Here is a 1,739-nt window from a genome sequence, read left to right on the forward strand (position 1 = left end):
CGGGGGGGGCGGCGGCGCAGTCTCCCCTGAAGCGCTGCCCCGCCAACCACTTACCCCTTCGTCAGTACCCCCGCACCGCCTTCAGCGCGTTCACCAGCCCGTACCCTTCCCTGGAATGCCGGTTGGGATAGTACGACCCGCTCTGCTGCAGCCGGGCGCGGAGCTGATTGCGGGTGAGGCCGGGGTTGCGCGACCAGGTGAGCGCCGCGATCCCGCCCATGATGGCCGTGGCGTTGGAGCTCCCGCCCATCCCCACGATGTCCGCCGTGTACTGGCCTGTGCTCGGGACGTCGAGGTAGGCCGTCAGCTCCACCTCGCTCCCGTAGTGGATCCCGCAGGGGATCCCGCCGCCCGGATAGGTGATCCCGGTGACCGCCACCACCTCGGGCATGTCCGCGGGGAAGACCACGTTGCTGTCCAGGATCCCGTCGCCGCAGCCGGAGGTCCCCGCCGCGCCCATGAAGAGGATCGGCCGGTTGTAGTGCCAGTACTCGATCTCGTCGGAGACCTGCCACCACCAGTTCAGCGACTCCCACGCCATCACCACCACGTGCGAGCCGTTCTGCGCCGCGGCCCGCACGGAGTACTTGGCGTCGCTGCTGGAGACGGCCGCCACGCCGTTGGCCTGGCGGACGCTGATCAGGTTCGACTTCCACGCCACCCCTCCCACATTACGCCCGTCGCGCGGCGCCACGATGATCCCCGCCATGCGGGTCCCGTGGCCGCACTCGTCGTAGGCGCTCCCCAGGTGCGAAAGGTAGAACAGCCGGACGGTGCGGTCGGTGCTCTCGCCGGTGGCGAACTGGCTGAGGAGCTGCGCCTGGTTGGCGGAGATCCCCGTGTCGGTGAGGCCGATGGTGATCCCTGCCCCGCTGCTCAGCGTCCACGCGTCGGGGATGCCCATTGCCGTGAACTTCTGCGAGTAGACGTCGCCCGAGGCGGTGTACTGCCGGTCGCCGGTCCAGGAGCTCCCCCAGCCGCACCCGCCCGTCCCCGCGAACTGCTGCATGGCCTGCTCGGCGAGCACCGGCTCCACGTAGTCCACGAAGGGGAGCCTGCGCACGGCCGCGAGCGCATCCGGCCCGTCCAGGCGCACCTCCAGCGTGGGAAGCAGGTCGTCCACGCGCAGCAGGGAGACGCCGCGCTGCGCGGTCACGGCGGTGCGCCCCCGCGCCCATTCGGCACCGTCCACCAGCACCTGGCCGCGCCAGACGCCGCGGTTCTTCCCGGGGGCCTTGAGTCCCACCGTCGCGCGCCCTTCCGCGGCGGCCACGTACCGCCACAGCTCGGCGTCCGACAGCTCGACGAAGGTCCCGGCGCGCTGCTGGCTGCGGGTGGGGACCGGGTCCTGCCCGGCGGACGCGGCGGGCTCCGCGGGTGCGACCGGCGAGGGGTCGCGTGTGTCGTCCGAGCAGGCGGCGAGGAGCGCGAGCGCGGCCGCGAGCGCGGCCGAGCGGGAGAAGAAATGGCGCATGGGGGTATCTCCATGGCGAGGAATGGATGCGGCCAGGCCGCCAGCCCCAAAGGGGTGTCGTGAATTATCGGCACGACCCGCGCGTCCCGCAAGCTTTCCGGCCCGGGCGCAGGGGAACCGGAGGGCCCGCCGCTTGCAGACGCCCCCGCGCACACCAGACGGAGACTGCCTTTTGAAACGACGAAACGCTGCGCGGCGCGCCCCCGGCGCGCTGGTCCTGATCGCTGCGCTGGGGGCCTGCGCCCCCGCCGCCACAGCCCCGGGC

General features: G+C 72.2%; 1 protein-coding gene. It reads right to left on the reverse strand.

Features of this window, described 5'->3' with window-relative positions; all coding sequences use genetic code 11:
• Window positions 1–61: 61 nt before the first annotated feature.
• On the reverse strand, window positions 62–1,474 hold the full coding sequence (locus VGR37_02055) for a S8/S53 family peptidase (protein ID HEV2146180.1): 1,413 nt from the start codon (window positions 1,472–1,474) through the stop codon (window positions 62–64).
• Between the last annotated feature and the right edge of the window lie 265 nt (window positions 1,475–1,739).

It is taken from the genome of Longimicrobiaceae bacterium (genome assembly GCA_035936415.1).
GTDB lineage: Bacteria > Gemmatimonadota > Gemmatimonadetes > Longimicrobiales > Longimicrobiaceae > JAFAYN01.